General features: G+C 69.3%; 21 protein-coding genes. 9 read left to right on the forward strand and 12 right to left on the reverse strand.

The window, feature by feature from the left end; all coding sequences use genetic code 11:
• The first annotated feature begins 77 nt into the window (after positions 1-77).
• Positions 78-1,091: a sensor histidine kinase gene (locus tag ACSC1W_RS12925; RefSeq protein WP_435347907.1), complete on the forward strand. Its 1,014-nt coding sequence runs from the start codon at positions 78-80 to the stop codon at positions 1,089-1,091.
• Positions 1,092-1,103: 12 nt separating this feature from the next.
• On the opposite strand, the gene citZ is transcribed toward ACSC1W_RS12925, so the two are convergent.
• Positions 1,104-2,246 (reverse strand): citrate synthase, encoded by a 1,143-nt coding sequence (gene citZ, locus ACSC1W_RS12930; RefSeq protein WP_435347909.1) that lies wholly within the window; start codon positions 2,244-2,246, stop codon positions 1,104-1,106.
• A gap of 182 nt (positions 2,247-2,428) precedes the next feature.
• Between citZ and ACSC1W_RS12935 the strand changes: the two genes are divergently transcribed.
• Positions 2,429-3,646 (forward strand): potassium channel family protein, encoded by a 1,218-nt coding sequence (locus ACSC1W_RS12935; protein WP_435347911.1) that lies wholly within the window; start codon positions 2,429-2,431, stop codon positions 3,644-3,646.
• A gap of 84 nt (positions 3,647-3,730) precedes the next feature.
• On the opposite strand, the gene ACSC1W_RS12940 is transcribed toward ACSC1W_RS12935, so the two are convergent.
• The 3 genes from ACSC1W_RS12940 to ACSC1W_RS12950 all read right to left on the reverse strand — a co-directional run bounded on the left by ACSC1W_RS12940 (position 3,731) and on the right by ACSC1W_RS12950 (position 6,906).
• Positions 3,731-4,657 (reverse strand): DUF7536 family protein, encoded by a 927-nt coding sequence (locus ACSC1W_RS12940; protein WP_435347913.1) that lies wholly within the window; start codon positions 4,655-4,657, stop codon positions 3,731-3,733.
• A 48-nt stretch (positions 4,658-4,705) separates the two neighbouring features.
• Positions 4,706-5,503: a class I SAM-dependent methyltransferase gene (locus ACSC1W_RS12945; protein ID WP_435347915.1), complete on the reverse strand. Its 798-nt coding sequence runs from the start codon at positions 5,501-5,503 to the stop codon at positions 4,706-4,708.
• A gap of 68 nt (positions 5,504-5,571) precedes the next feature.
• Positions 5,572-6,906: an MFS transporter gene (locus tag ACSC1W_RS12950; RefSeq protein ID WP_435347916.1), complete on the reverse strand. Its 1,335-nt coding sequence runs from the start codon at positions 6,904-6,906 to the stop codon at positions 5,572-5,574.
• 230 nt (positions 6,907-7,136) lie between these two features.
• Between ACSC1W_RS12950 and ACSC1W_RS12955 the strand changes: the two genes are divergently transcribed.
• Positions 7,137-8,093, forward strand: coding sequence for a succinylglutamate desuccinylase/aspartoacylase family protein (locus ACSC1W_RS12955; protein WP_435347917.1), 957 nt, complete (start codon positions 7,137-7,139; stop codon positions 8,091-8,093).
• A complete protein-coding gene (locus ACSC1W_RS12960) occupies positions 8,093-9,202 on the forward strand; it encodes a pyridoxal-phosphate dependent enzyme (RefSeq protein ID WP_435347918.1) in 1,110 nt (369 codons plus the stop codon). The genes ACSC1W_RS12955 and ACSC1W_RS12960 overlap by 1 nt, the downstream gene beginning before the upstream one ends.
• A gap of 134 nt (positions 9,203-9,336) precedes the next feature.
• Here the strand turns inward: ACSC1W_RS12960 and ACSC1W_RS12965 are convergent, their stop codons facing one another.
• Together ACSC1W_RS12965 and ACSC1W_RS12970 are read right to left on the reverse strand one after the other, a co-directional pair.
• Entirely contained in the window at positions 9,337-10,587 is a 1,251-nt protein-coding gene (locus ACSC1W_RS12965; protein ID WP_435347920.1) for a PGF-CTERM sorting domain-containing protein, read from the reverse strand.
• A 200-nt stretch (positions 10,588-10,787) separates the two neighbouring features.
• The gene (locus tag ACSC1W_RS12970) at positions 10,788-12,059 is read right to left on the reverse strand and encodes a TiaS agmantine-binding domain-containing protein (RefSeq protein ID WP_435347922.1); all 1,272 of its coding nucleotides are present in this window, start codon (positions 12,057-12,059) and stop codon (positions 10,788-10,790) included.
• Between the two features lie 177 nt (positions 12,060-12,236).
• Between ACSC1W_RS12970 and ACSC1W_RS12975 the strand changes: the two genes are divergently transcribed.
• The gene (locus ACSC1W_RS12975; protein WP_435347923.1) at positions 12,237-13,235 is read left to right on the forward strand and encodes a transcriptional regulator; all 999 of its coding nucleotides are present in this window, start codon (positions 12,237-12,239) and stop codon (positions 13,233-13,235) included.
• A 56-nt stretch (positions 13,236-13,291) separates the two neighbouring features.
• Positions 13,292-13,762 carry a GNAT family N-acetyltransferase gene (locus ACSC1W_RS12980; protein WP_435347925.1) on the forward strand — a complete coding sequence of 157 codons (471 nt, stop codon included), beginning with the start codon at positions 13,292-13,294 and terminating at the stop codon, positions 13,760-13,762.
• Here ACSC1W_RS12980 and ACSC1W_RS12985 read toward each other — a convergent pair whose 3' ends face one another.
• The gene (locus ACSC1W_RS12985) at positions 13,763-14,017 is read right to left on the reverse strand and encodes a glutathione S-transferase N-terminal domain-containing protein (RefSeq protein ID WP_435347927.1); all 255 of its coding nucleotides are present in this window, start codon (positions 14,015-14,017) and stop codon (positions 13,763-13,765) included. It lies immediately after the preceding gene.
• Between the two features lie 194 nt (positions 14,018-14,211).
• Between ACSC1W_RS12985 and ACSC1W_RS12990 the strand changes: the two genes are divergently transcribed.
• Positions 14,212-16,566, forward strand: coding sequence for a DUF2298 domain-containing protein (locus ACSC1W_RS12990; RefSeq protein ID WP_435347928.1), 2,355 nt, complete (start codon positions 14,212-14,214; stop codon positions 16,564-16,566).
• Here the strand turns inward: ACSC1W_RS12990 and ACSC1W_RS12995 are convergent.
• Complete coding sequence (locus ACSC1W_RS12995; RefSeq protein ID WP_435347929.1) at positions 16,530-17,981, reverse strand: NCS2 family permease; 1,452 nt, start codon at positions 17,979-17,981, stop codon at positions 16,530-16,532. The two genes, ACSC1W_RS12990 and ACSC1W_RS12995, sit on opposite strands and share 37 nt — an antisense overlap.
• Positions 17,982-18,284: 303 nt before the next feature.
• On the opposite strand from ACSC1W_RS12995, the gene ACSC1W_RS13000 reads away from it, so the two are divergent.
• The gene (locus tag ACSC1W_RS13000; protein WP_435347931.1) at positions 18,285-20,207 is read left to right on the forward strand and encodes a DEAD/DEAH box helicase; all 1,923 of its coding nucleotides are present in this window, start codon (positions 18,285-18,287) and stop codon (positions 20,205-20,207) included.
• A 28-nt stretch (positions 20,208-20,235) separates the two neighbouring features.
• Here ACSC1W_RS13000 and ACSC1W_RS13005 read toward each other — a convergent pair whose 3' ends face one another.
• The 4 genes from ACSC1W_RS13005 to ACSC1W_RS13020 all read right to left on the reverse strand — a co-directional run bounded on the left by ACSC1W_RS13005 (position 20,236) and on the right by ACSC1W_RS13020 (position 24,419).
• Positions 20,236-20,952 carry a phosphoribosyltransferase family protein gene (locus tag ACSC1W_RS13005; RefSeq protein ID WP_435347933.1) on the reverse strand — a complete coding sequence of 239 codons (717 nt, stop codon included), beginning with the start codon at positions 20,950-20,952 and terminating at the stop codon, positions 20,236-20,238.
• 132 nt (positions 20,953-21,084) lie between these two features.
• Complete coding sequence (thrS, locus tag ACSC1W_RS13010; protein WP_435347934.1) at positions 21,085-23,025, reverse strand: threonine--tRNA ligase; 1,941 nt, start codon at positions 23,023-23,025, stop codon at positions 21,085-21,087.
• A 255-nt stretch (positions 23,026-23,280) separates the two neighbouring features.
• Positions 23,281-23,814 carry an orotate phosphoribosyltransferase gene (pyrE, locus tag ACSC1W_RS13015; RefSeq protein ID WP_435347935.1) on the reverse strand — a complete coding sequence of 178 codons (534 nt, stop codon included), beginning with the start codon at positions 23,812-23,814 and terminating at the stop codon, positions 23,281-23,283.
• 59 nt (positions 23,815-23,873) lie between these two features.
• On the reverse strand, positions 23,874-24,419 hold the full coding sequence (locus ACSC1W_RS13020; RefSeq protein WP_435347937.1) for a CDP-2,3-bis-(O-geranylgeranyl)-sn-glycerol synthase: 546 nt from the start codon (positions 24,417-24,419) through the stop codon (positions 23,874-23,876).
• Between the two features lie 138 nt (positions 24,420-24,557).
• On the opposite strand from ACSC1W_RS13020, the gene ACSC1W_RS13025 reads away from it, so the two are divergent.
• Positions 24,558-25,397, forward strand: coding sequence for a proline dehydrogenase family protein (locus tag ACSC1W_RS13025; RefSeq protein WP_435347939.1), 840 nt, complete (start codon positions 24,558-24,560; stop codon positions 25,395-25,397).
• Positions 25,398-25,417 lie beyond the last annotated feature (20 nt).

Below are 25,417 nucleotides of genomic sequence, written 5' to 3' on the forward strand. Positions count from 1 at the left end.
CGACAGCCTGCGTCTGCAGGCGACCGACGGACTGCACCGTAGCACGAGTTTTGTCCTCCGGGCTGCTTCTAGACGCGATGACCGATCCGGTCAGGGTGCTGCACGTCGACGGGGACCCCGGGTTCGGTGCCCTGACGGCGCAGGCTCTCGAACGTGCGTGCGACCGGCTGGACGTCGTGACGGCCACGACCGCCGCCGACGCGCTCGCTCGACTCGACGCCGGCGACGTCGACTGCGTCGTCTCGAGCGTCGACGTGCCGGGGGCGACCGGCGTCGAGTTGCTGGAGACCGTCCGCGAAACCCACCCCGACCTGCCGTTCGTCCTGTTCACCGACGAGGCGGTGGCCGCCGCCGTCTCGGCTGACGTCACCGACTACGTCCGGAAGGGGACCGGCGGCGAACAGTTCGAACGACTCGCCCGGAGCGTCGAACGCGCTGTCGGACGACGGCGGGACGAGGAGCACCAGGACGACCGCTGCGAGGAGCGACTCGAGGCGTTCGCCAGCGTCGTCTCCCACGACCTGCGGAACCTGCTCGACGTGGCGACGCTCCGCCTCGAACTGGCCCGCGACGACTGCGAGAGCGAGCACCTGGCGGCCGCCGCCGACGCGCTGGCCCGGCTCGATACCCGCCTCGAACAGATGCACTCGCTGGCCAGGGAGGGCACCGCCGTCGTCGAGACCGGGCCGGTCGACCTGGCCGCCGTCGCCAGGGACTCGTGGGCGGCCGTCGAGACCCGAGACGCAGAGCTACGGGTCGAGACCGACCGCCGGATACTGGCCGACGCGCCCCGACTCGGGCAGGTCTTCGAGAACCTGTTCGGGAACGCGGTGCGACACGGGCGCGACGACGTTCGCGTCGCGGTCGGCGACCTGCCCGACGGCTTCTACGTCGAGGACGACGGACCCGGAATCCCCGCGGCGAATCGCGACCGGGTGTTCGAGGCCGGGTACTCGACGGCCGAGGAGGGGACCGGCTTCGGCCTCGACATCGTCCGGGCGTACGTGACGGCCCACGGCTGGGAGATACGGCTCACCGAGGGGCGCGAGGGCGGTGCGAGGTTCGAGATAACGGGCGTCGAAACCGAGTGAGTCGGTGCGTGTCTACCGTTCGTCGACGGGGACGAACTCCTCGTCCGTCGGGCCGACGTACCGGGCCCGCGGCCGGATGAGGCGGTTGTCGTCGTACTGTTCGAGGACGTGTGCGACCCAGCCACCGACCCGACTCATCACGAATATGGGCGTGTAGATGTCGATAGGGATGCCCATCTGGTAGTACGTCGACGCCGAGTAGAAGTCGACGTTCGGGGCGAGACCCTTCTCCTCCATCAGGTACTCCTCGATGGCGACGGAGTAGTCGTGCCACTGGGGCGTGCCTGCGGCCTCGCCGAGCGCCTCGCTCTTCTCCGAGAGTATCTTCGCACGGGGGTCCTTGACGTTGTAGACGCGGTGGCCGAACCCGGGGACGCGCTCGCCGGCGTCGAGTCGGTCCGTCACCCACTGGACGGGGTCCTTGCCGGACTCCTCAAGTTCGAGCAGGGCCTCCATCACGTCCTGGTTCGCGCCGCCGTGGAGACTCCCCGAGAGCGCGCCGATACCGCCCGGGATGGCCGAGTGCAGGTCGGCGAGCGTCGAGGAGATGACCATCGAGGTGAACGTCGAGGCGTTCAGGCCGTGGTCGGCGTGGAGCACGAGCGCCATGTCGAACGTCTCGGCGAGCACGTCGTCCGGTTCCTCGTCGTTGAGCATGTAGAGGAAGTTCGCGGCGTGGTCGAGGTCCTCGCGCGGGTCGACCGGTTCGTTGCCGTTGCGGAGGCGCTTGAACGCGGCGAGAATCGTCGGAATCTTCGCCGTGATGCGACGGCCCTTCCTGAGGTTCGCCGCCTCGTCGGTCGGGTCGACCTCGGGACCGGCGTCGGGGTCGTACGCCGAGAGCTGGGAGACGGTCGTCCGGAGCGCCGCCATCGGTTCCTCGTCCTTCGCGGCGAGTTCGCGGACCGTCGCCATGATGCCGTCGTCGACGTGTCGCTCCTGGGCCATCGTGTCCGTGAACTCGTCGAGTTCGGCCCGATTCGGCAGGTTCCCGTTCCAGAGCAGGTACAACACCTCTTCGTAGCTGGCATCGCGAGCGAGGTCCTCTATCTCGTACCCCCGATAGACGAGGCGGCCTTCGTCGCCGTCGATGAAGCTCAGTTCGGATTCGGCGACGAGAACCCCTTCCAAGCCTTTCTTGAGGTCGTCAGACATACGCGCAGGTTCACAACCTTCACCGAAAAACATTGTCTTTGCCGGCCGACGTCGCTGTAAAATCGTTTGCAGGATTACTATCGAAAATATCGTCGGTCGTGCGGAACGCTCGCCGAACCGGGCGGCCCGTCACCGGAGTGGCCCGGACAACGTTTTTCTCGCCACCACGCAAACCCCGACGCATGGACGCCGGTGACGTCGAGTACGAACCCGTGAGCGTCAAAGAACTGCTCGCGGAGATGAAAGACACCGCCGAGTTGATGATAGACATGTCGTTCTCGGCGGTGTTGCTGGGGAGCACCGAGGTCGCCGAGGAGGTGCTCGCACTCGAGGACCGGATGGACGTCCTCCAGATGCGCGCCCGGATGAGCCTCATGCTCGCCGCCCGCTCCCCGGAGGACGCCGAGGCGCTCGCGCCGGTCCTCGGCGTCGTCGGCGCCACCGAGAAGATAAGCGACGCCACCGGCGACATCGCGAAGGTAGTCATCGAGGAGATCGGCCTGCCCGACGCGCTCCGGACCGCACTTCCCGAGGCCGTCGATACGGTCGCCCGCGCCACCGTCGACTTCCGGTCCCGACTCGCCGGACGAACCCTCGCCGACGTCAACCTGGAGACCGAGACCGGCGTGCGCGTCATCGCTATCAGGCGACGTGGCGACTGGCTGTTGAACCCCGGCCGCGACACCGACCTCCGGGCCGACGACGTCGTCCTCCTGCGCGGGACGGAGGACAACGTCGCGGCCGTCTACGAGGACGCCACCGGCGACTCCTACGACGCCCCGGAACCGGTCGAACCGGGCATCGACGACCTCGAACGAGCCGTCGACTCCATCGTCCTGATGAAGAACATGAGCGAACTCGCCGTCGACGTGGCCTACGGGTCGGTCCTCTACGACAGCGAGGCGCTCGCCGAGGAGGTCGCCGAACTGGAGGCCGAGGTCGACGCGCTCGAATCCCGCTTCGAGGCGTGGACGCTCAGGGCCGCGAGTCGCGTCGACGACCCCGTCTCGCTCCGCGGCCTGATGCACCTCGCCGGGTCGACCGAGGTCATCAGCGACGCCGCCCTGGAGATCGCCGAGGGCGTCCTCCGCGGGATGGGGACCCACCCCGTCGTCGCCGAGGCGGTCTTCGAGTCCGACGAGGTCATCGTGCGCCTGACCGTCGCCCACGGGTCGGGCCTCGCGGGGACGACGCTGGGCGAGAAGCGCGTCAAGACCGAGACCGGGATGGGCGTCATCGCCGTCCGCCACACCGGCGACGGCAGGACGGACTGGGAGATATCGCCCGGCCCGGAGACCCGACTCCACGCCGGCGACGTGTTCATCGCCAAGGGCACGCGAGCAGGTGCGTCCCGACTCGCGGCGCTGGCCGGCGACACGTCGCTGGACGTCGAGAACTGACGGACCGGGGCGGGCGACACGTCGCTGGACGTCGAGAACTGACGGACCGGGGCGGGCGGGCCGTCGGACGCCCACGACCACGTATCAGCCGGAATCGTCGAACAGCGACGGCGATTCCCCGGGCGTCCACCCGGCGGGCCTGGGCGACTGCCACAGACCGACGCCGAGGGCGACCCACCCGAGTGCGAGGGGGACGACGGCGACCGCACCCGACACGGCGACGACGCCGGCGAGTCCCGAACCGAGTGCGGCCAGTGCGCCGCCCGAGAGCACGACGGCGACGAGCGCTGGCGCACCGAGTTCGTCGCTCGCCGCGAGCGACAGCGCGAGGGTGCCCGCCGCCAGCGTGCCGACGCTCGCGGTGAACGGCGTCAGGACGGGCGCGACGGTCCCGCCGAGGAACGGGTCGGGGTCGAGGATGGCGGCCCCGTGGACGGCGACGGCACCGGCGACGGCGACGACGGTGCCGACGCGGTCGAGGTCGCGGTCGAGTCGCTTGACCCGGGTGTGGACCGCCCAGATGCCGGGAATCGTCAGCAGGACCGGGACCGATAGCCAGGGTCGCAGTGGGTCGCCGACGACGACGCCTGCGACAGTCGCTCCGGCCCAGGCGACGCCACCGAGGGTCGCGACGATGCCACCCCGGCGCACCCACTTCGGCGGCGAGGCGACCTGCTGGAACAGCGTTCGGACGGTCAGCACGGTGGTGACGAACAGGGCCGTCGTGACCGCGACGACGAAGCCGAGCACGAGAAAGAGGAACGTCGACTCGGTCCGACCCCGGACGCCCGGGACGACGCTGGGGAGGACGACGAAGAAGGTGAAGAGCGCGACGGCGAGCAGCAGTCCGGACAGCGCGCCGACGCGGGCGTGTCGGCGGACGCCGAGCGCCTCGAAGAAGCGGACGAGCGGCGGCCGACCGGGGCGGTGGTCGGCGCTGTGGGGTGCTTCGACCGGCTCGGAGTCGTCGACGGGCGCTTGCTCGTCGACGGGTTCTGTCGTATCGCTCACACGCACCGGTTGGGACGAGAGCGACAAATCGGCGTCGGTCTCGACCCGTCAGCGGACCCCCGTGACGACGGACACGGTGACGTGCTGGACGAACGTGTCGGCGTCGTCGTCGGCCAGCGTCTCACGGAGGTCGGCCTCGAAGTCGGCCGCGTCGTCACCGAACCGCTCCGGCGAGCAGAACGACAGCGAGAACACGTAGCCGACGATGCCGTCGACGTCCCACTCGCGGTCGAACTCGACGACGTCCGTCCGGGCGTCGTCGAAGCCACGAGACGCGACGAGTTCGTCCCAGGGGTCGTAGTCCACGTCGTCCGGGTGGACCCGTTCGGGGAGGTCGTCGAGGTACCGGTCGGCGACGGCGTAGACCGTCTCCTGCCACGGTTCGGTGCCCTTCGTCAGCCACTCGCCGTCGGTGACGATGGCGACGCCGCCGCCGCCGCCGGGGGCGGTCACGTCGTGGATGCGGTCGAGGGTCGCCGCCTGGTCCATCCAGTGGAACGACCGGCCCATCGTCGTCAGGTCGACCGTACCGAGGTCGGCGTCGACGTCTGCGTCGGAGCCGACGACCCACTCGACGTTCTCGACGCCGGCCTCTGCGGCCCGCGCCTCAGCCTGGCGGAGCATCGCCTCGTTCGGGTCCATCCCGACGACAGACCCGACGTGAGACGCGAGCGGGATGGCTATCTGACCGGCGCCACAGCCGAGGTCGAGGACGCGCTCGGACCCGTCGAGGTCGAACCGCTCCCGGAGGAAGGCGACGGTCTCCTCGCCGTAGCCCGGTCGGTGGCTGGCGTAGTACTCCTCGGTCCCCGCGAAGATGTCGGCGGCCTCGTCAGTGTCGGTCACGGTGAGTCACCGGGATACTGCCGGTCGGTCCGTCGACCCATGAAGGTTCTGATACCACCCGACGCCGGTCACGCGTACGCCGAGAACTCCTCCCCCTCGACGAGGAAGTACGCCGTCCCGAGCAGGCCGACGACCGTCGCCACGGCGAAGGCCACCTGCGGGCCGGAGAGGCCGGCGTACCCGGCCGAGGCGTAGAGGAGGCCCCCGACGAACGCGCTCGGAATCGTGAGTGCGTTCCTCACGAGGTAGTACGACCCGGTCACCCTGCCGCCGGCGTCGGCCGCGGCGGGACCGACGATGAGCGCCTTGTGCGCCGGGAGGCCGGCGAACCGCAGGCCGGAGAACGCCCAGATGGCCCCGACCACGACGGCCTCCGAGAGCGACACGCCGGCGAGCGTCAGCCCACCCTCCGGCGCGAAGACGAGCAGCACCGGGAAGACGGCGTAGACGAGGAAGCCGAGGCCGACGACCGGTTTCAGGCCGACCCGCCGGGCGAGGTTCGCCACGGGTACCATCGTCACCAGCGCGACGGCCATCTCGACGGCGAGGAAGACGCCGAACAGCGCCTCGGGCGCGAGGTAGTAGCCGAACAGCGTCGCGTCGGTCCTGAGGACGCGCGTGACGACCAGCACGGCGAAGCCGTACACCATCCCGTTGGCGAACCGGACGAGCGTGTCCCCGACGAGCAGGGGCCGGAGCGGCGACGGCAGGTTCGCCAGGTCCGACCGGACCTGTGACAGCCCCTCGAACTCCGCGCCGAGGGAGTCCTCCTCGGCCTCGTAGAGGACGTGCTGGGCCACCGTGCCGACCACGGCGGCGACGGCGGCGACGGCGAGGACGTACCGGAATCCGGGGTCGAAGCCGTAGGCCGCGAGGACGCCGGCGGCGAGCAGCGGTCCGGCGAGGAACGCGGTACGGCGGAACGTCTCGGTGCTGGCGAACCCGGTCGCCAGGCGGTCGTCCGGGACGCTCTGCTTGACGACGGCGAACGTCGCGCCGAGCCCGAACGACTTCCACGCCTGGGCGAACAGCAGGCCGACGAATATCCACGCCCACGCCGGAACGGCCCCGACCGCGAGGACCGGTGCGCCGAACCAGAGCAGGAACCCGACCGCCGACGCCAGGCCGAACAGCGTCAGCGCCGTCCGGGAACCGATGCGGTCCGAGAGAGCCCCGCCGGGGTACGGGTAGACCGCGCCGATGAGGTTGCCGAAGCTCCCGTAGAGTCCGACGAGGAACTCGTTTCCGTCGAGGAACAGGACGTACTCGCCCATGTACCGGCCGGTCATCTGGAAGCCGAGGCTGAACGCGAACATCGCCAGCGAGAGGACGAACACGTCACGCTCCAGCGCGAAGAACTGCCTGAAGTACGTGAGCGCACCGGGTGTGTCGCCGTCTGCCATCGTTCGGAGGGTACTGCGACCGACCGGACAATAGGCGGTTCGGTCACGGCGCGGAACGCGTGGGTCTGTCTCGACAGTCGAGCGCGTGGTCGCCGTTGCTCTCCTCGACGCTCCGGTCACGCGACCCCGAGAACCGACGCCGCAACGGCGCGAAAGAGACGACGGGACCGCCGCGACACCCCACCTGTGATACCGAACACCTAAAGGGAGACCGGTCATTCTCTACGCCAATGACGACCCTGGGAACCGCCAGCGCGGCCCCCGGCGAGGTCGACACCGGTCGGCTGAACGTCGGCGAGACCCGCGACGGCAGTCCCGTCGGCCTGCCCGTCGCCGTGGTCAACGGCGAACGCGACGGCAAGACGCTCTACGTGCAGGCGGCGAGCGACGGAAACGAGTTGAACGGCGTCGGCGTGATCCGCGAGGTATTCCCGCAACTGGACCCCACGGCGCTGGCCGGCGAGGTGCGCGTCGTCGGCATCGTCAACTACCACGGCTTCCAGATAGACTCCCATCGCAACCCCGTCGACGACACGAAACTGAACCGGACGTACCCAGGCGACGCCGAGGGCACGTCCTCGGAGCGCATCGCCGCGGCGACCTTCGAGGCCGCCCGGGAGGCGGACCTCATCCTCGACCTGCACCAGGGGTCGGATAGCCGGATGATACACGAGACGCGCGTTCGCTGTGGCCGACGACACCGGATGCACCAGAAGTGTCTCGAACTGGCGAAGGTGTTCGGCGCGGGCCACATCCTCGACCAGAAGGGCCCGGACGGGCAACTCGCACGGGCCGGTCCCGACGAGGGCATCCCGACGGTCGACCCCGAGCTCGGCGGGACGGTCGGCTTCGACCGGGAGAGCATCGACGTCGGAGTCGAGGGCGTGTTCAACGTCCTCCGGCACTACGACTTCCTCGACGAGGACGCGACGCTCGAACCCCAGACGCGCGCCAAGGACTTCGACCAGTACGGCGCGCCCACCGGCGGCCTCGTCGACTTCGCCGTCGACCTCGGCGAGCGCGTCAGGCGCGGCGACACGCTGTTCACCATCACCGACACGTTCGGCAAGCAGAAGGCCGACGTGAGCGCCGACACGAACGGCCTGTTCTGGCGGACGCGCCGCCTCCCACAGGTTGCGACCGGCGAGTACGTCTGTTCGGTCGGAACCGACCTCGATTCCTACTGATGACCCTCGAACAACTCTTCTGTCAGGCTTGCGGTGCGGAGTACGACGCGGGTCCGGACGAACCGTGGCGCTGTACCTGCGGCCACGCCCTGGACCTCGAGACACCGCCGCTCCCCGACGGCGACCCACTGCCGGTGAGCCAGCTCGACACCCGGCGTGGACTGTGGACCTTCCACGAGTTCCTCCCCGTCGACGAGCACGTCACGCTCGGCGAGGGGTTCACACCGCTCGTCGACGCGCCGGCGTGGGACGCCCAGTTCAAACTGGAGTACGTCTCGCCCACCGGGTCGTTCAAGGACCGCGGTGCGACGACGACGCTCTCCCGGGCGGCCGCCCTCGGCGTCGACAGGGTCGTCGAAGACTCCTCGGGCAACGCCGGGGCCGCCATCGCCACCTACGCCGCACGCGCCGGCATCGAGGCCGACGTGTACGTCCCGGCCGACGTGAAGCAGTCGAAGCTCATGGCCATCCAGCGCGCCGGCGCTCGCCCTATCCGGGTCGAGGGACCCCGCGAGGAGGTCACCGCGGCGGCCATCGAGGCGGTCGAGGCCGGCGAGGGCTGGTACGCCAGCCACGCCTGGAACCCCGCGTTCTACGCCGGGACGATGACCTTCGCCATCGAACTCGCGGCCCAGCGCGACTGGACCGCCCCCGACACCGTCGTCGTCCCTGTCGGGCACGGGACGCTCGCGCTCGGCGCCTACCGCGGCTTCGACCTGCTCGTCCGCGCCGGCATCGTGGACGAACTCCCGCGCATACTCGTCGGGCAGGCCGCCGGCTACGCCCCGCTCGCCAGCGAGTACCGCGGCGAGGTCAGCGAGGAGGAGGACGACTCGCCCAACGAGATGGCCGACGGAGTCCAGATACGCGAACCCGCCCGCTACGACCAGGTGCGGGCCGCCGTCGAGGCGACCGGCGGCGACGCCGTCGCCCTCGGCGAGAACATCGTCGAGAACACGCTCGACGCGCTCCACCGGTCGGGGTTCTACGTCGAACCGACCTGTGCGCTCGCCCCCGCCGCGCTCGCGAAGTTCCGCGAACTCGGCGTCGTCGACGACGACGAGGACGTGGTCGTCCCGCTGACCGGCAGCGGACTGACGACGCTGTGAGGCGGCGAGGTCGAGCGCCCGCTCCGGGAAGCACGGAGCGCGTCGGACCCGGGCCGCGTCGGACCCGGGTGGATAGAACGGAGAGAGCGTTCAGGAAGACGGTGCAGGGGGCCGGTCACGTCCGAACGTGACCGTCAGGCCCGGAGTCGGGTGGCTGCGAGGACGCCGCCGACGATGGCGACGAGTGCGACGCCGACGCCGAACCCGGGGGACCCGCCGGACTCGGTATCGTCGTCGACAGCGTCGGTCGTGTCGGCACCGTCGTCCGTGGCGGTGCCGTCGCTACTGCTCTCGTCGGCGTCGGTCGTCCCATCGAGTGCGGTACTCGAGTCGGAGACGGTGATAGTGCGTTCGGAGAAGTGGTTCACGCCGACGAGCACTGCTGCGCTGGCGTTGGCGTCGGCGTTCTCGCGAACCATGTAGCGGGAGGTCTCCGACCCGATGGCGGACCGGAGTTCGCTGTAGCTCTCGGCCTCGGCGGCCGCCTCACCGTCGACGCTCACAGAGAGCGCGTCGGCGTTCTCGGCCGCCGCCTCGGAGACGGAGACGACGACGACCTTCCCCTCGTGGGCGGCGCGGTCGACGGTGACCTCGGTCGTGGTGGCGCCGGTCTGGGCGGCCTCCACGGTCGTGTTCGCACCGTAGCTGACGGTGTCGGTCACCGCCTCGCCGTCGTGTTCCTCGACGGCGACCTCGGCGACGGCGGTGCCGTTCGCGATCATGCGCTCGGTCGCCCGGGCGTCGGCGTCGCGCTCGCCCTCGCCGTAGGCGCGGAACGTCAGCTTCGCGTCGTCGCTGACGTTGGCGACGACCTGCCCGTCGTCCGTGACGGTCACGTTGCCGTCGCCGACGAGGACGAAGACGCCGGTCGAGCCGTCCCGCTCGACGAGGACCCGCGATTCGTCGACGGCCTGGGCGTCGGCCTCGACGCTGACGTTGGCGGCGACGACCTGTTCGTCGTCACCCGGCGTGACGACGAGGACGCCACGCTCGGTGTCGTGGGCCTCGATGGTCGCCGACCGGCCGGCGCTGACCGTCGCGTTAGTCTCGGCCGTCGCCTCGACGGACACCGCCGCACCGGGGAGGTCGGCGAGGTCCACGAGCGACGCCTCGGCACCGATGCCGACGTCGGCCCCGCGCTCGGCCGAAGAGCGGGACTGCGTTCGGACGCTCTCGAGCATCGTCTCGCCGTCGACGGAGTAGTTCGTGACGGCGCGTTCGTCGGTGTCGAACGTCACGTGCGCTCCCGCGTAGGCGTGCTCGTCCGGCGCATCGGCCTGGTCGTATACGATTCCGCGGTCGGTCGCAGTGGCGACCGCCGGGGCGACGCTCGTTGCGACGAGCATCAGGCCCAGGAGGGCGGTCGCGAGTCGTGTCGTGTTCATGGTCACTGCACGCGTCGGTAGTGAGGGGTCGATAAAAACCCCCGCCGACCGTCGGGGTGACTTTCGGGCCGTCCAGACCCGTTCACGACCGTTCAATACCGGCGGAAACGGCGGATACGGCGAACCGGTGGTGTGACAGTCGGTGTCGAACGAACGGTCCAGACAGCGCGAACGAGGAGCGTCGGTCGCGGTCGACGGGGTCAGCGCTCCGGATGCGTCGGAGCGTCGAACCCGCCGCGGACGAGCGGTTTCGCGACGTGTCTGCGGGCACACGGCGGCACCTCGTACCAGCCGAGTTCCAGGTCGCGGGTGACCTCGACGGGCACCTTCCCGTCGGCGTCGGTCCCGCAGTCGCGGCAGCGATAGCCCTGGTCCCGGCCGGCGGACTTCATCGTCCGGCCGCAGTCGGGACAGTCCGGGGTCTCGCGAACCGTCCGGTTCAGCGCCCGGACGGCGACCTTCTCCAGTTTCAGCGTACCGTCGCTCACCTCGCCGCAGACGGTGAGGCGGTCGCCCTCGCGGAGGCCTCGGACCCGGTCGCGGAAGCGCTTGGTGGGTTCGAACGCGGCGCACTGGATGGACGCCTCCCCGTCCGTCGCCGCCAGGTCGAAGAAGACGTGCCCGCCACGTCGCGTCTCCGGGGGCGACGCCACGGTGCCCGAGACGCGGTACGCCCGGTCCGCGTCGAGGTCGCCGAGTCGGCCGGGCGCGAGGTGGGCGTCGGTTCCCTGGTTGGTGACGAACGTCCGCGTGTCGTAGACCGGTTCGCCCCCAACTGCGTCGGCGAGTCCCCGACACGCCGCCGGGTCGTCACCGCGAATCCCGTGCAGAATCGGGCAGGGCGTGTGCGGCACGCAGACGGCCTCGTCCTCGACGCGGTCGACCGTATCCCAGGCGTCGGGGTAGTGCTCGTCGGCCGCCGCGAACAGCGAGTCGTAGTCCAGGTCGCGCTCGGTGCCCCAGCGGTCGGGACGGCGGTAGCTGATGTGCTCGTACGTCCAGTCGTCGAAGGCGGCCCACGCGCCGACGGCCGCCAGTGCGCCGATGGTCCCACGGGCGTTCTTCCACCCGACGTGCCGGTAGCCGCAGTCCTCGGCGAGGGCGACGGCGTCGTCGATGGCGTGGATCTCCCGGAGGGCGTCGCGGGCGAAGGCGGCGACGCGGTCGGGGACCGCGTCGGGGGCGCCGGGGGCGACGACGAGTCCCGGGTTCGTGTTCGGGTCGTCCGTCTCTGCGGCGGCGAGTTCCTCGCGTGCGACGGTCTCGGCCGCCTCCGGGTCGACGTCGCAGTGGACCGCGAGGGCGGCGTTGCCCCGCGTCTTGTACTCGACGGCGGGGTTCAGGCGGACGAGGAGGACGCGCTCGACGTGGCCGCCCGACTCCTCGATGCGGTCGGCGACCCGGTTGGCGACGTACGTCGTGCACATCCCGCGTTCGCGGGAGTCCGTGTCGTCCAGCCCGATGACGGTCATCGACCGTACTACGTCCCGTGAAGGCTTTCCGCGTTTCGAATCCCGGCCGTCGGCTCGCTCCGCCGACGCCGCCGGTGACCGCGTCGAACGGGGGCGGACGACGGTCGATAACCACCCAACGCTGGCCCGTTGCACCCGACACAACACATATATGCGTAGAATCGACTACGTACGGGTATGTCCCGGGATGCACTGGTCGGGAACCTCACAGCCATGCTCGAAGACGCGGGCTTCGCCGTGAGTGACCGGTGTGCGATCCGGCCCAAGAGCTTCGACCTGGCTGCCCGTCGCGGACGTGACCTCATCCTCCTGAAGGTGCTCTCGAACATCGACGCCTTCGACGCGGCCACCGGCGCGGAGATGCGCCGGCTCGGCGCGTACCTCAACGCGACGCCGGTCGTCATCGGGCTCAAGACCCGCGACGAGGACCTCGAATCCGACGTGGTCTACTTCCGACACGGCGTCCCGGTGCTCGCACCGGACACCGCGATGGCGCTGTTCGTCGAGGGCGTCCCGCCGCTCATCTACGCCGCTCCCGGCGGCCTGTACGTCAACATCGACGGCGACCTGCTCGCCGACGAACGCGAGGAGCGCGACATGAGTCTCGGCCAGCTCGCCAGCGAACTCGGCGTCTCCCGGCGCACCGTCTCGAAGTACGAGGACGGCATGAACGCCTCCGTCGAGGTCGCGATGCGCCTCGAAGAACTGTTCGACGCACCCCTGACTGCTCCCGTCGACGTCCTCGAGGGGGCCGACGAGGTGCGCGACGCCGAACCGACGCCCGATGACCCCGACGCCGACCCGGACGACGAACCCATCGTGACCGTGATGACCCGCGTGGGCTTCGAGGTCCACCCGACGACCCGTGCCCCGTTCAAGGCCGTCAGCGAGGACCACGAGGCCAGCGACGACGCCGACGCGTGGGACGTCCGTGAGGACACCATCCTCACCGGCCACTCCGCGTTCACGCAGGCCGCCGAGAAGCGCGCCCGCATCATGGCCTCCATCGGCGACGTGACCCGGACGCGCTCGGTCTACTTCGTCGACCGCTCCAAGCGCACCTCCGTCGACGGGACCGCCATCGTCGAACGTGAGGAGGTCGAGCAACTGCGCGACGCCGACGAACTCCGCGACCTGATCCGCGAGCGCGCCGACCTCGAAGAACGGCCCGCCTGAGAGGGAGCCACACGCCACCGCGACGCTTTTTCGTCACCGGCGAGAACCGTCGAGCGATGCCACCGACCGTCGAGTACGCGTCGCCGGGCGAGACCGCCGAGAACGCACTCGTCGACGACCTGCTGACGCTGTACGGAACCTACGGCTGGTGGGACGACCGCGAGGCCGACGACCTTCGGGACGCGCTGTCCGAGACCGAGGAGGTCGTCGTCGTCCGCGACGACGACGACGGCGCGCCGCTGGCCGCCGCCCGCGTCCTCACCGACTACGTCTACTACGCACAGGTGTTCGACGTCGTCGTCCAAGAGGACCACCGGGGCGACGGACTCGGGCACCGACTGCTGCGGGCCGTGGTCGAGCATCCGCGGCTCGAGTCCGTCGCCCCCTCGTTGCTGGCGCGAGAGGGGCTGGTGCCGTTCTACGAGTCCTGCGGGTTCGAGGACCCCGGTCCCGTCGAGCACCCCGACGGCGAGGCGGAACCGCTCAGGTGGCTGGTAGACCGGTCCGGTCGGGACGGGGAGGAGTAGTCAGGTCGCGCCGCCGTACGTCGCCTCGAGGTAGTCGACGATGTCGGCGGACTCGGGCATGCCGTCGACGCCGTTGTCGGGGTCGACGAGGACCGGGACGCCGGTCTGGCCGCTCACCTGCTCGACCTCGGTCCGGCGGGCGTGTGACCGCGGGACCTCGTGGGTGACGTACTCCAGGCCGAGTTCCGAGAGTTTGTCCTCGACCATCACACAGAACGGACAGCCCGGGAGTTCGTACAGTTCCAGAGTAGCCATGGTGTTCTGACGTTCGGCGCTGCCCCTGAAAGGGACGACGGTCGTGTGCGTCGAACTCGCCAGACCACGCACGATAGCGACGTGCTACCTGTGACTGGTCGGTGATACGACGAGAAGCCGACCCTTGATAACGCATGCCTACCGAATTCGCAGGGGAAAGACACTTACCGGCCGATGGGGAATCCGAGAGATACGTGCAGACGAGCCCACTCGCGGTGTGGCTCCTCGCGCTCGCCCTGCTCTCGGTCGCCGCCCTGCCACTGTCCACCGCGCTGTTCCCCCGGTTCCCCGACCGGGGTGTGGCCTTCGCCCTCCCCCTCTCGCTGGCGTTCGCGACGTTCGTCGCGTACTGGGTGGGCCAGGTCCGCTTCGGACGCGGTGCGGTCGCCATCGGCGTCGTCGCCGTCGCGGCCGGGAGCGTCCTCGCGAGTCGGGTCGCACCACCGACTCCCTGGCGTCGCGTCGCAGACGTCGGCGTCGTGTTCGCCCTCGCCTTCGGCCTCCTGCTGGCCGTGCGCCTCGTCGACCCCGCGGTCCACCCGTGGGGCGGAGAGAAGTTCCTCGACTACGGTCTGCTGAAGGCCGTCGTCCGGGCAGACCGCCTGCCACCGGCCGATTTCTGGTGGGCCGGCGAGCGCGTCCGCTACTACTACGGCGCACACCTGCTGGCGGGCGTCCTCACCGAACTGACCGGCGTCGCCCCGCGTCACGCCTACAACCTCGCGCTCGCGACCTTCTTCGGGTGCATCGCCACGGGAGCCTACGGGGTGGCCGGCGCCGTCGCAGACGGCCGCGGCTACGGCCCACGTCTGGCCGGAGGGTTCGCCGCCGGTGCCGTCGTCCTGGCGGGCAACGCCGCCCCGCTGGTCCGCATCGGCTTCGGCTGGCTCCCGCGCGACCTGGCGTACGACCTCGGCCGCCCGGTCGTCGCCGGCGTCCGCGCCCCGTACCCCGACGCGTTCGAGGGCGCCATCGGTCTCGGGACATGGGGCTACTGGCAGGCGCGGTACGTCGTCAACGGGAGCCTGGTCGTCTCGCCGTCGTGGGTGTACCTCAACGGCGACCTCCACGCGCACGTCGTCGCGCCGGTGCTCACGCTGGTCGTCGTGGCGTGCTGTCTCGCCTGGTGGCGCTCGGACGCCGACGATCCCCTCCGGTGGCTGCGTCTCGGTGCGGCCGTCCCGCTGGTCGGACTCCTCGCCGTGACGAACCTCTGGAGCGTCCCGACCGCCTGCGGTCTCGTCTGGCTGACGGTCGCGCTCGCACCGGAGCATCCCCTGCCGGCGGTCGCCGACGGTACCCGGCTACAGCGCGAACTGACCCGGTACGCGACCGCGACGGGGGCGGCGCTCTGGACCGGCGTCCTCGGGGCGCTCGCCGTCGCTCCGTTCCTGCTCGACCACACGCCCGTCAGTCGGGGCGTCGGGTTCCTGCCGCCCCGGACCGGAGTGGTCCCCTTCCTGCTCGCGTGGGGCGTGTTCGTCGTCCCGTTCTTCGTCGCCCTCGCCGCGGTGGCACGTCGCTGGGCGACGAAGAGCGAGCGCCGCCTCTCGGCACTGGTCGTCGCCACCGCCGCCGTCGTCCTCGTCTCCGTCCTCGGCCAGTTCCCGGCGCTGTTCGTCGTCGGACCCCTCGTGGCGCTCGGCTGGGTACACGCCCGTCGGTCCGGCGACTACGCCCCGGTGCTCGTCGTCGCCGGGGCCGGACTGTTGCTCGTCGTCGAACTCGCCTACGCCCGCGTCTGGCCGGTCGGCGGTCACGTCCGCTGGAACACGGTCTACAAGGTCTCGATGCAGGTGTGGGTACTCTGGGGCGTCGCCGCCGGCGTCGTCTGGGGAGGCTGGGTCGAGGACGTCGTCGCGGCCGCACGCGACGTTGGACCGTCCCTGCCGGTCGCGCGCCCGGGTGCTGCGGTCCGGGTGCTCGTCCTCGTCGTCGTCCTCGTCACGGCCGCGACGTTCCCCGCCCTCGGCTTCTGGCAGCACTTCCACGACGAGCACCCGGGACCGGTGACGGACGGGACGACGGACGCGACGGCGTTCGTGGAGGAGCGCCGCCCGGCGGTCTCCGAGGCCATCGCGTGGCTCGACGAGCGCGAGGGGCGGCCGACGATACTGACGGAAGCAGACCGGTACGCGAAGTACCAGTGGCAGTCCGCGCCGGGGGCCCTGACGGGGCTTCCGACCGTCGTCGGCTGGGACCACGAGGCCGGCTACCGGGGGGTCGACGCGTTCGAACGCCGGGTGAACGACACCCGGAAGATGTACACGGCGAACCGGTCGACGTCGGCCGCGCTGCTGGCCGAGTACGACGTCGACTACGTCTACGTCGGCCCGGAGGAGGCGGCGGCCTACGACAGCATCAGTCTCAACGCGCCCGAGTACTCCGGGCTCAACGACTTCGAGACGTATCGCGGCCTGGAGGTCGCGTTCTCGAACGAGGAGGTGACCATCTTTCGCGTGAACGAGACGGCGCTGTGTGCGCCGGAGAACGTGAGTTGTTCGGCGTCGGTTCAGCCGACGACGCCGCTGGTCCGGACCACGAAGTAGACCAGGAAGGCGGCCGCCAGCACCCACTGGCCGGCGGAGATGTCGTCGAACTCGCCTGCCGCCGTCTTGACGACGGGGTAGCTGAGGATGCCCGCCGCGATACCGTACGCGATGGAGTACGTGAACGGCATGACCATGATGGTCAGACCCGCCGGCACCGCGTGGGTGACGTCGTTCCACTGGACGTCGACGACGTTCCTGAGCATCAGGATGGCGACGACGACCAGCGCGAGGTGCGAGGCGTACTGCGGAATCGCCGCCGCGAGCGGGACGAAGACGAGCGACACGAGGAACAGCACGGCGACGGTGAGCGCGGTCATGCCCGTGCGACCGCCCTCCTCGACGCCCGTCGCGGACTCGATGTACGTCGTCACCGTCGAGGTGCCGAGGATGCCGCCGGCGGTGGTGCCGATGGCGTCGGCCATCAGCGGCCTGTCGATGTCGGGGAGTTCGCCCTCCTCGTCGAGGAAGTCACCGGCCTGCCCGACGCCGACGAGGGTGCCGGCGGTGTCGAAGAAGTCGACGAAGAAGAACGTGAAGACGACGAGTGCGAACGTGAACGCCTCCACGTTGGCGAACCCGGAGACGAACGCCCCGACCAGCGGCGTGATGTCGTACGTCGCCTGCGGAAGTTCGCTCGCGAGGAACGCGCCCTCCTGGATGAACTCGCCCGACAGGGCGCCGGGCGCGTACCCGAGGAACGAGAGCACGAACCCGGCGACGGTCGTCAGGGCGATGCCGATGATGATGGACCCCTTCACGCCCCGGGCGTACAGCCCGACCGTGAGGAACAGGCCGAGCACCGAGACGATGGCGACCGGGTTCTGGGCGAGCGGCCCGAGGGTGATCATCGTCCCCTCGGGGTCGGCCACGACGACGCCCATCGCCTGCAGGCCGATGATGCCGAGGAAGAGGCCGATACCGGTCCCCACCGAGAACTTGACCGGTTCGGGGATGAGTCCGACCACGTACTCACGCGCGCCGATGGCCGTCAGGACGATGAAGAGGACGCCCTCCACGAAGACGGCCGCGAGTGCCGTCTGCCACGGTATCCCGAGGCCGATGACGACGGTGAACGCGAAGAAGGCGTTCAGTCCGAGGCCGGGTGCCTGTGCGAACGGTCGGTTCGCGTAGAACGCCATGACGAGCGTCGCCACGACGCTCGCGAGGATGGTGACCACCGCGAGCATCTGGATTATCTGCCCGTCGCCGTACCCCTCTATCGATATCGCGTTGGCCAGGATGGCCGGGTTGACGGCGACGATGTAGCTCATCGTCAGGAACGTCGTCAGCCCCGCCACCAGTTCAGTTCTGAGGTCTGTACCGTGCTCTTCGAACCCGAAGTAATCGGCGAACCAGCCGGTTCCCCCACCCGAGGACCCCGACTGTCCCGCCGTGCTATCACTGGAACCCATAATGCACGTGCGACCAACCACAAATCTCGTGAATTAAAGCCTTACGGAAATATGATGTGCAGGTGTACAAGAACGTGTATATTTACGCGTCGTCGTCCCGGGAAACCCCGGGTCGGCGAACGGCGTGGCGGTCGGCGTCACGGGCGAACGTGTCAGTCTCGAACCAGACTCGGCAGTCGTGTCGGTCCTCACGACGTCGCCCCGGGACCGCCCTCGGACCGGGAAGGGGTCGGCCGGGCCGGGACTGGTCAGCGAGCCGTCACTGCTTCACTTTTTATACCATCGCGCCCAACTACCCGGCAGATGCACGTCGCGGACCTGCCGCTCCCCGACCGCTTCGTCGACCACTTCGAGTCGGCCGGCGTCGAAGAACTCTACCCACCCCAGGTCGCCGCGGTGGAGGCCGGCGTCTGCGACGGCGGGCGCGTCCTCGCGGCGATACCGACCGCCTCCGGGAAGACCTTCGTCGCCCAGCTGGCGATGCTCACCAGCGACGGCCCCGCCGTGTACGTCGTCCCCCTCCGGGCGCTCGCCACCGAGAAGTACCACGAGTTCGCCGAACTGCCGGGCGTGAGCGTCGGCATCGCCACCGGCGACTTCGACGCCGCCGACGACGACCTCGCCGAGAACGACGTCGTCGTCGCCACCAGCGAGAAGGTCGACTCCGCGATTCGAAACGACGCGGAGTGGATATCGGCGGTCACCTGCGCGGTCATCGACGAGATACACCTGCTCGACGCCGAGGGGCGCGGGCCGACGCTTGAGGTGACCGTCGCCAAACTCAGGCGGCTCACGCCGGCTATCCAGCTCGTCGGCCTCTCGGCGACGGTGGGCAACGCCGCCGAGATCGCCGACTGGCTCGACGCCGAACTCGTCAGCAGCGACTGGCGACCCGTCGACCTGAAGACCGGCGTCTACGCCGAGGAGTCCATCACGTTCGACGACGGCGAGTCCCGCGACCTGCCGACCGGCGGCGACCAGCCAGCCGTCGCCCTGGTCAGGGACGCCCTCGACGACGGCGGCCAGTGCCTCGTCTTCGTCTCCTCGCGCCGGGACGCACAGGCGCTCGCGGCCGAACTCGGGGAGGAGCTGTTCGACTCGGCCGCCGAGGTCGCCGAGGAACTCAGGACGCTGGCGACGACCGGCACCGGCACCGACCTCGCACGCTCGGCGGCCAACGCCGTCGCCTTCCACCACGCCGGCCTCTCGGCCGACCAGCGCCGCGTCGTCGAGGACGCCTTCCGGGACCGCGACCTGAAGACCATCGTCGCGACGCCGACGCTGGCGGCCGGGGTCAACGTCCCGGCACGCCGCGTCGTCGTCCGCGACCACGAGCGCTACGACGGGAGTCGGATGGCTCCCCTCCCGGTCCTCGAGGTCCACCAGATGTTCGGCCGGGCCGGCCGGCCACACCTCGACCCCTACGGCGAGGCCCTGCTCGTCGCAGACAGCGCGGCCGAGGCCGACACGCTCCGGGAGCGCTACGTCGGCGCCGAACCCGAGCGCGTCACCTCGAAACTCGACAGCGAACGCGCGCTCCGGACGCACGTCCTCTCGACGGTGGCCTCGGGGTTCGCGGACTCGCCCACGGCCGTCCTCGAACTGCTCGACGAGACCTTCTACGGCCACCAGCAGGCCGCCGACGAACTCGGCTCCGTCGTGGGTGACGTGCTGGACTACCTGGCCGCGGCGGGGATGCTCGACCGCCAGGACGGCCTGTCGGCGACCCGTCTCGGCACGCTCGTCTCCCGGGTGTACGTCGACCCCGTCACCGGGCGGTCCGTCGTCGACGCCATCGAACGCGCCGGCGACCTCCCCCGAATCACCTCGCTGACCGTCCTCGAACTGGTCTGTGACACCAGCGACATGCCGACGCTGTACGTCCGGAACGACGAGGCCGGCCGCCTCACCCAGACCGCGACGCGGCGCGAGGGCGAACTCGCGAAGTCGGTGATGGACTTCGACGGCGACTTCCAGAGCTGGTTGGACGTGTTCAAGACCGCGACCATGCTCGCCGACTGGGCCGACGGCACCGACATCGACGTGCTCGCCGAGCGCTACGGCGTCGGCCCCGGTGACGTCGGACGCATCGCTGAGCGGGCGGCGTGGTTGCTCGCGGCCACGGAGTCCATCGCCTCGTACATCGCCGACGAGGGCGCTGACGTCGAACGGGTCGCACGGGTGATACGCGAGACGCGCGAGGCGCTGGTCGAACGGACCGACTGACAGATAGCCCGGCGGGTCAGGATGCGGTTCAGGTGTCGACCTCGACGAGCGCACCGACCGGCGCGTCCGTGAGCGAGGTCGCCCGTTCGATGCCCTCCTCGCCGACGGCGATGAGCGCGAACACGCCGACGACGTCCGTCTCGGCGTGCTCGGCGATGTCGAGCAGCAGTTCCTGCGTCTCGCCCGACCGGATGAGGTCGTCGACGACGAGTACGGACTCGCCCGCCGACAGCGCCGACGCCGGCAGGTAGTAGGTGAGTTCGATTCCGGACTGGAGACGCTGGCGGGCCTCGACGAACTCCTCGACGGCCGTCTCCTTCGACTTCTTCGCGTAGACGCAGCGTGCTCCGAAGTAACTCGCCATCGCCGCCGCGAGCGTGATGCCGTCCGTCGCGGCGGTCAGGACGGCGTCCGGCCGGTCGAAGCCGAAGGCGTCCGTCGCGACGGGTGCGACGAGGTCGAGGAAGGCCTGGTCGAACACGGCAGCCGAGTTGTCGACGTAGCCCTCCTCGTCCACCTCGATGCGGGCCTCCAGTTCGGCCGCGAGCGCCTCGCGCCCGACGCCCGAGACCACGTCGGCGGCCCGGTCGGCACTCGGGAGGACGTGTCCGTTCACGTACCGGTTCAGGTCGCCGGCGGGCAGACCCGTCAGCGCGGCGAGTTCGTCGTACGTGCGTGTCTCCTTCAGCATCTGGAGCACGTCGACGGCACGCAACTGAAGCGCCGCCTTCTCGGCTCGGTTCATAGGCGGTGTACACCACTACACAAACATGAATACGTCGAAACTGGTAGCGGCCGATGTACCCACAGACGTGTATCTCTCTGGTCGTCGGGAGTGCCAGAATCGGAACCCGTCACGCCGGGGGCCTCGACGTCGTCAGTCGAGGAGGAAGTCCGGTTCGACGTGCTTCTCGTCGCGTTCCGCCCGGAGGTGTGCGAGGAACTCGTCCACCTCGACGTCGTACTCCTGGTTCTCCTTGCGGTCGCGTACCGAGATGGTCCCTGCCTCCTCCTCGTTGCCGCCGACGATGATCATGTACGGCACGCGGTCGTTGTGCGCACCACGAATCTTGCGCTCGATGGTCGCGTCGCGGTCGTTGACCTCCGTGCGGAACTCGCCGAACGCCTCGGCCACCTCGCGGGCGTAGTCGAGGTTGTCGTCCGAGATGGGCAGGACGCGCACCTGCTCGGGTGCGAGCCAGAACGGGAACTTGCCCTCGAAGTGCTCGATGAGCACCATGAAGAAGCGCTCGTAGGAGCCGTAGACGCCGCGGTGGATCATCACCGGTCGGTGGTGCTCGTTGTCCTCGCCGACGTAGCTCAGGTCGAAGCGCTCGGGCATGTTGAAGTCGAGCTGGACCGTCGGGCCGTCCCACTTGCGACCCAGCGCGTCCTCGAACGCGAAGTCTATCTTCGGGCCGTAGAACGCACCGTCACCGGCCTCTATCTCGTAGGGTTCGCCGCGCTCCTCGAGGACCCGTTCGAGGATGGACTCGGCCTTCTCCCATATCTCGTCGCTCCCGACGGACTTCTCAGGTCGCGTCGCCAGGGCGACCTCGTAGTCGAGTTCGAACGTGTCGAGCACCGTGTCGATGGCGTTCATTATCTGTTCGACCTCGGCCTCTATCTGGTCGGGGCGGACGAACAGGTGGCCGTCGTCGATGGTGAACGCCCAGACGCGGGAGAGTCCGGAGAGTTCGCCGCTCTGTTCCTTCCGGTACACCTTCCCGTCCTCGGCGTAGCGCACCGGGAGTTCGCGGTAGCTCCAGGACTGGTTCTGGAAGATGGCGGCGTGGCCCGGGCAGTTCATCGGTTTCAGGCCGAACTCGTCGTCGTCGACCTCGAAGAGGAACATGTCGTCCTCGTAGTTCTCGTAGTGACCCGAGCGCTTCCAGAGGTCCGTCTTGAACAGGTGGGGCGTCTCGACGTACTCGTAGCCCGCGTCGAGGTTCAGGTCCTCGATGAACCGTTCGAGTTCGCGCAGGACCGTCTTCCCGTTGGGGTGGTACAGCGGCAGGCCCGGTCCCGTCACCTCCTGGATGGAGAACAGGTCCATCTGCTTGCCGATCTTGCGGTGGTCGCGACGCTCGGCCTCCTCCTTTCGCTCGAGGAAGTCCTCCAGCTGGGACTCCTTCTCGAAGGCCGTCCCGTAGATGCGCGTCTGCATCTCGTTGTCCTCGTCGCCGCGCCAGTACGCGCCGGCGATCTCCATGAGTTTCACCGCACCGACCTCGCCCGTCGACTCGACGTGTGGGCCGGCACAGAGGTCCTCGAAGTCGCCCTGCGAGTAGAACGTGATGGGCACGCCCTCGTCGAACTCCTCGATGAGTTCGAGTTTGTAGGGCTGTCCCTCGAGTCGCTCCCTGGCCTCCTCGTAGCTGACCTCCTCGCGTTCGAGTTCGAGGTCCGCCTCGATGATGTCGCGCATCTCGTCCTCGATGGCCGCGAGGTCGTCTGCCTCGACGTCGACGTCGTCGAAGTCGTAGTAGAACCCGTCGTCCGTCGGCGGTCCGATGGCGAGTTTCGCGTCGGGGTACAGTCGGCGGACGGCCTGTGCGAGCACGTGGGCCGCCGTGTGTCGCACGACGTCGAGGTACTCGTCGGACTGGTCCGTGATTATCTCGACGTGTGCGCCGTCGTAGACCTCGGCCTCCTTGGCGACGAGGTCGCCGTCGATCTTCCCGGCGACCGTGTCGCGTCCGAGACCGGGACCGATCTCGAAGGCGACGTCTTCGACGCTCGCCCCTTTCGGGACGGCGAGTTCGGAGCCGTCCGGGAGGACGACCGCTATCTGGGGTTCGGATTCTGATTGTGACATGGCTGTGGTGGATGTCTCTGGTCGGTGTCTGCGGGTTCGGAGAACGGTAGGTGGACGTTGATGTGATTAGAAATGGGCTGCCGCCCGGCCTGTAAAGCAGACACCTACCATCGTACATCGCAATAGCCGAGGATTCAAGAAAAGGGTTGCGATGCTTTGCGGCAGTGTATCGACCAGAACCGTGCGAGATACCGTCACACACGCCGGTCGGCGGTCGTGGTCCGTGGTAACCCGGGACAGTGCCCCTGCAGACTCCTACTCGTCGTCGGCGTGTGCCAGCAACTCGCTCGCGGTCACGAGCGCCTCCATCTCGACGCCGGCGTCGGCCAGGTTCTCCCGGCCACCCTCCTCGCGGTCGACGACGACGAGCGCGCGATTCACGACCGCACCGGCGTCGCGGAGCGCCTCCACGGCGTCGACGGCCGACTGACCGGTCGTGACGATGTCTTCGACGACGACGACCTCCTCGCCCTCCTCGAGCCGCCCCTCGACGAGGTTGGCGGTACCGTACTCCTTCTGCTGCTTCCGGGCGATGACGTATGGCACGTCGGCGGCCAGCGCGGTGGCGACGGCCAGCGGGACGCCGCCGAGGGCGACGCCGGCCAGTTTCACGTCGTCTCCGAGTCGCTCGGCGAAGGCCTCGCCGATGAGTCGCAGACAGTGCGGGTCCGTCTCGAAGCGGTACTTGTCGACGTAGTACTCGCTGGTGCCGCCGTGGCTCAGTTCGAACTCCCCGAACTCGACCGCGTCCGCGGCCGTCAGCGCGTCGATGAGGTCGTCGTCGGTCATTGGGGAAACTGGGGCGACCGTCGCAATAAGCCCCGTGGAACGTCGCCGGTCGACCGTCCCTACCAGGGTTCCTTCTTGAGGTCGAGGACGTACGCGATGCCGTTGGTGCCGATGTGCAACAGGGGCGTCACGACCAGGACGGTCACGATGACCGGGACGGTGAACCACTCGCCGAACCACGCCGGGGCGGCGACGGCGGTCAACCCGAGCGCACCGACCACGAAGTCGAGCTGGTCCACACCCGGGAACGCGGCCCCGCGCTCCCTGCCGGTCCGTCGCTTGAGGAACGACGCCGTGATGTCCCCGAGCATGGCACCGAAGGAGAGCGAGAACGCCACGACCAGGGGGAACGACGGGAGCGAGATGGAGAGCGCGTCCCCGACGGTCCCGGAGACCGCCGAGAGCAGCAGCGCCAGCGCGGCACCGGCGAGCGTCCCGGCGATGGTGCCACGCCAGGTCTTCCCGTCGCCGAGGATACGTCGCTCACCGAGGGTCCGTCCACCGTCTATCGGCCGGCCGCCGCCGACGAGCACGGCCACGTTGTTCGGCACGTAGGCGGGCAACATCGCCCAGAACGCGACAGCGAGCGTCGACACGAGGTCCATGTTCGAGGCATCTCGACCGCCCGTCTTAAGCGGTCTGGGTTCGCGTTACGAGGCCGCGAAACCGTGGTACGGGGCTGGGGTCAACGTCGGCCACTCGCTACATCAATCCTCTTATACCACGAGTTCGGACTCTCTGTCATGATTCCACCCATCGCCAGTCGGTTCGTCGCGGGGGAGACGCCAGCGACGGCGCTCCAGCACGCCCGCGAGCTGAACGAGCGCGACGTCGCCGTCATCCTGAACCTGCTCGGCGAACACTACGACGAGCGCGGCCCCGCCGAGGCTGATGCCGCCGCCTACCGCCAGCTCGTCGCGGACATCGGGGACGAGGACGTCGACGCCTGTATCTCGGTGAAGCCGTCGCAGGTCGGACTGGACGTCGGCGAGGACGTCTTCGAGGAGTTGCTCGGCGGCATCGTCGAGGCGGCCACCGACCACGGCGTCTTCGTCTGGGTCGACATGGAAGACCGCCACACCACCGACGCGACGCTGGACGCCTTCGAACGGTTCGCCCGCGAGACCGACGGCAACGTCGGCGTCTGCGTCCAGGCCAACCTCAAACGCACCCCCGACGACCTCGAACGCCTCGCCGCCCTCCCCGGCAAGGTCCGACTCGTCAAGGGCGCCTACGACGAACCGAAGGCGGTCGCCTACAAGGACAAACAGCGCGTCGACGACCAGTACCGCGACCTGCTGACGTTCATGTTCCGCGAGTTCGACGACGGCGTCGCCGTCGGCAGCCACGACCCCGAGATGATCGCGATGGCCCGCGACCTCCACGAGGAGTACGGCACCCCCTACGAGGTCCAGATGCTCATGGGCGTCCGCGAAGACGCCCAGTTCGACCTCGCCGCCGACGGCGTCGACGTCTGGCAGTACGCCCCCTACGGCGACCGCTGGCTCTCGTACTTCTACCGCCGCCTCAGAGAACGCAAAGAGAACCTGTTCTTCGCACTCCGGGCGGTACTGGGACGATAGGAACAGACCCATAAGCCCTC

This window comes from Haloarchaeobius marinus, assembly GCF_051207415.1.
GTDB lineage: Archaea > Halobacteriota > Halobacteria > Halobacteriales > Natrialbaceae > Haloarchaeobius.